Origin of the sequence: Micromonospora sp. DT4 (genome assembly GCF_049841675.1) — a bacterium.
Taxonomy (GTDB): domain Bacteria; phylum Actinomycetota; class Actinomycetes; order Mycobacteriales; family Micromonosporaceae; genus Micromonospora.
In genome coordinates, this window is record NZ_JBNCKT010000220.1 from 1 (window position 1) to 3,801 (window position 3,801).

At 71.2% G+C, this 3,801-nt stretch carries 4 protein-coding genes; 2 read left to right on the forward strand and 2 right to left on the reverse strand.

Annotated features, from left to right (window positions below; genetic code table 11):
• Window positions 1–48: 48 nt before the first annotated feature.
• A complete protein-coding gene (locus tag ACLQ24_RS28860) occupies window positions 49–213 on the reverse strand; it encodes a hypothetical protein (protein ID WP_425894898.1) in 165 nt (54 codons plus the stop codon).
• Window positions 214–363: 150 nt separating this feature from the next.
• Complete coding sequence (locus ACLQ24_RS28865; RefSeq protein ID WP_425894895.1) at window positions 364–1,923, reverse strand: NAD(P)/FAD-dependent oxidoreductase; 1,560 nt, start codon at window positions 1,921–1,923, stop codon at window positions 364–366.
• A gap of 158 nt (window positions 1,924–2,081) precedes the next feature.
• Between ACLQ24_RS28865 and ACLQ24_RS28870 the strand changes: the two genes are divergently transcribed.
• Together ACLQ24_RS28870 and ACLQ24_RS28875 are read left to right on the forward strand one after the other, a co-directional pair.
• Complete coding sequence (locus ACLQ24_RS28870; protein WP_425894896.1) at window positions 2,082–3,299, forward strand: hypothetical protein; 1,218 nt, start codon at window positions 2,082–2,084, stop codon at window positions 3,297–3,299.
• A 33-nt stretch (window positions 3,300–3,332) separates the two neighbouring features.
• Window positions 3,333–3,801: hypothetical protein (locus tag ACLQ24_RS28875; protein ID WP_425894897.1), on the forward strand; the 469-nt coding region annotated here is incomplete at its 3' end.

The following is a 3,801-nucleotide window of genomic DNA, read 5'->3' on the forward strand; positions in this document are numbered from 1 at the left end:
GAAAGCCGCCGCGCATCACGTACCGCAACACCCATACACGGACAACGATCACGGCACCTTTGGATTACTGGTCAATATGACGACGTCCGGCAGGGTGCTCCGCGTGCGCTCGGTGGCGGTGGTGACGGTGTGCGCTCTCGCCGCCGCGGTCTCGACGGCTTCTGCCGCGTCCGCGTCCGCAACCATCACCGTGGCCGCCGACGGCAGCGGCAACTACACGACCGTGCAGGCGGCGATCGACAGTGTCGCGGCGAACAACGGCGTTCCGGTCACCATCAGCATCAAACCCGGCACCTACCGGGGCGTGGTCACCATTCCCACGACGCCGGCCCCCACTACCGCGCCGACCACTCCTGCGCCGATTCAGACCAGCGGCGCCTGCGCGGATCGGCCGCCGTCGCCGGCTGCGCGGGCACCCTCGGGAGCGGTGATCGGTGCGGTGATGATCCGGCTCGGCAGCACCGGCGCGTCCCGGCCGGTGCCCCGCCGGCCGCCGCCGTCGGTCGACTGTTCGTGGTAGTCCTGCTCCACGTTGACCGACCAGACGTCGTGCGTGCTGCCGGTGACGATGTTCTCGACGGTGAGCATCGCGGTGAGCATCGAATGGTCCTGGTTGTTGTAGCGGTGCATGCCGTTGCGCCCCACCGGGTGCACGTTCGGCACGGCCTCGGCCAGCCAGGCCCGGATCACGTCCACGTTGTGCTGGTAACGCTCGTCGTACACCGGGTAGGCCTTGGGCATGCGCACGACGTGCCCGGCCTCGACCACGCCCGGGCGGACCAGGCCCAACCGCTCCAGCTCCGCGGTGGCCAGGGCCACGACATCGACATCGGGGGTACGCCACATCTCGTCGTCCTCGAAGACGAAGTACTCCAGGCCCAGGCAGGTGCGTCCGTCCTTGACGAGGTACGGCGACCAGGAGCCGAAGTTCTGGATCCGGCCCACCTTCACCGCCGGGTCGTGCACGTAGATCCAATTGTCGGGGAACGAGAACTCGGCCGGCACCACCAGGGCGACGGTCAGGAAGTCGCGGTAGCGCAGGTCGGCGGCGCAGGCCAGCACCTCCGGGGGCGCGGGCGGGCGGAGCGCGGCGACCAGCTCCGAGATGGGCATCGACGAGATCACGTCGTCGGCCGGCTCGGTACGCTGCCCGCCCGCGCCGTTGAGCGTCACGCTGATCGCCCGACGTCGTTTCGGGTCGCGGTGCACGGCGGTCACCCAGGTGCCGGTCGACACCTCCCCGCCGCGTCGGCGCACCTCTTCGGCGCAGCGCTCCCACATCATCCCCGGCCCGTACTTCGGGTACTGGAACTCCTCGATCAGGCTGGTCACGTCGGTGCGGCGGCGGCGGGGCAGCACCGCGTTGCGGATCGCCGTGGCCAGCGACAGGTTCTTGATCCGCTGCGCGGCCCAGTCGGCCCGCAGTCGGTCCGCCGGCATACCCCAGACCTTCTCGGTGTACGTCTTGAAGAAGATCGAGTACAGCCGCCACCCGAACCGGGCCGACACCCAGCCCTCGAAGTGCGACTGGTCGCGGGGCGGACGCAGGCGCGCCCGCGCGTACGAGCCCAGGCAGCGCACCGCCTCCGGCAACCCCAGGTTGCGTAGGGCGTTCGTCGCGCTGAGCGGGTAGTTGAACAGGGCGCCCCGGTAGAAGATCCGGCTCATCCGGGGTCGGGTCAGGAAGTCCTCGTCCGGCAGGATCTCGTGCCAGAACGCCTCCACCCGGGGGACCTTGGTGAAGAACCGGTGCCCGCCGATGTCGAAGCGCCACCCGTCGCGCTCCACGGTACGGCTGATCCCGCCGACCACCTCGTCGGCCTCGAAGACCCGGACCGGCAGCCCGTGCCGGAGCAACTCGTACGCCGCCGTGAGCCCCGCCGGACCCGCGCCGATGACCACCGTGCCGTGCTGCTCGCTCATGCCCCCGTACTCCCTGCCACTGGTCGAGGCGGCATGCCTACCCGTTATGCCCGAGATGTCACCTCCTGATCCTGGCGGGTTTCTCCTCCCGCGCGGTCCTCCGGGGCGTACAACGAGGAGGGCGGCGGGCGGTTCGGCGGACCGGGGGAGCGGGGCGGATGCACCGGTGGCGAAGCGGCCGGCGGCGTGCGACGGCGCTGGCCGGCGCGGCCGGGCGGCTGGTCCGCCGGGTGCCGCCGCCCTGGCCGTACGTCATCGGGCTCTTTCTCGGCGCGAAGCTGCTGCTGACCCTGCTTGGCCTGCTGGTCCTGCACGCCTGGGACGGCATACCCGGCGCGCCGCCGCCCGACGAGGCGCTGATGTGGGCGCAGCAGCGCGAGGTCTCCGGGCATCGGTGGATCTCCTTCTGGTTCGCCTGGGACGCACTGCTCTACCTACGGCTGAGCGAGCTGCCGCTGACCGGGCGGCCGTGGGGGGACTTCGGCTTTCCGCTGCTCTACCCCTTCCTCGCCCGGCCGGTCGGCGCGCTGCTCGGCGGCGACAACGCGCTGGCCCTGCTGTTGATCAGCAACGTCGCGTTCCTGGGCGCCCTGGTGTACGGCTACCGGCTGGCCGAGCTGCTGTTCGGCGACGCGGACGCGGCGCGTCGCTTCACCCGCTACCTGGTGCTCCTGCCGACGGCCTTCCTATTCCAGGCCGCGCTGACCGAGTCGCTGTTCGTCTGCCTCGCGCTGGCCGCGTTCTACTACGCCGAGCATCGCCGGTGGCTGCTGGTCGGCGTGGTCGGCTACTTCCTGGCGATGAGCCGGTCTCTCGGGCTGCTCGTCGCCGTGGCGCTGGCGCTGGTGCTGCTGCGTCAGCACGAGTGGCGGCTCGGTCCACGCGCCCTGCTCGCGTACCTGCGGACCGGCTGGCCGTTGCTGCTGCTGCCCGCCGGATGGTTCACCTTCATGGCGTTCTGCCGGTGGCGCGGCGGGGACTGGTTCGCCTACCAGCACGCCCAGCAGGTCGGCTGGGGGATCAAGGCGCAGAACCCGGTGCCGGTGGTGCTCGGCGGCCTCACCGGCGAGCCGCGCGACGCCGCCCGGGTTCTGTTCGCCCTGATCGTGCTGGCCGTCCTGGCCGTCGGGTTCCGCCGCCGGGAGCTGCCCTATCTGGTCTACGGCGTGCTCATGGTGCTGGTGCCGCTGTCGATGGGCCCGGCGGTCTACAAGAGTCTGCTGCGATACCTGCTGGCCGCGTTCCCGGTGGCCCTGGTGCTGGCCCGCTGGGCCCGTCGCGCGAGCGTCGACGTGTGGCTGACGGCGGCGCTCGCGGTCGTGCAGGGCGTGCTGTTCGTGCTCTGGCTGACCTACTGGACCCACATGATCATTTGATGGGACGGGTGTCGGTCGGGGCAGGATGAGGCGATGACCGAGCCACGGGTACGCCTCGACGACCTGGGCGCCTGGTTGATAAAGGGCAACGCGGACACGGTCGACCTCGCCGCCCGCTTCGCCCGCGAGCCCCTGGTGACGAACTGGTGCGTACGCCCCGGCTACCGGGCCCGGCTGATGCGGGCCGGGCAGCCGGTGGTGTTCTGGGCCAGCGGCAGCCGCGCCCGCCTGCCGTACGGGGTGTGGGGCCTCGGGTGGGTCACCGGGCCGGCCGAGGCGGGGCCACCGGGGCGACCCTGGTCGGTTCCGCTGGACCTGCCCATCCTCGCCGAGCCGGACCGGGTGCCCCGGCAGGCGTTGCGCGCCGACGACCGGCTTGCCACCCTGGAGGTGTTCCGACAGCCGCAGGCGGCCAACCCCTCGTACCTGAGAGACTGTCGGGTAACTGGACGGCTACGCAGTGAGAAGTCGTTCGGCGTTGATGCGTCGGGCGGCTTCGCGC

Coding starts and splice junctions, on each gene's coding strand:
- ACLQ24_RS28865 (WP_425894895.1), bottom strand. CDS start 1,923: ATGAGCGAGCAGCACGGCACGGTGGTCATCGGCGCGGGTCCGGCGGGG.
- ACLQ24_RS28870 (WP_425894896.1), top strand. CDS start 2,082: ATGCACCGGTGGCGAAGCGGCCGGCGGCGTGCGACGGCGCTGGCCGGC.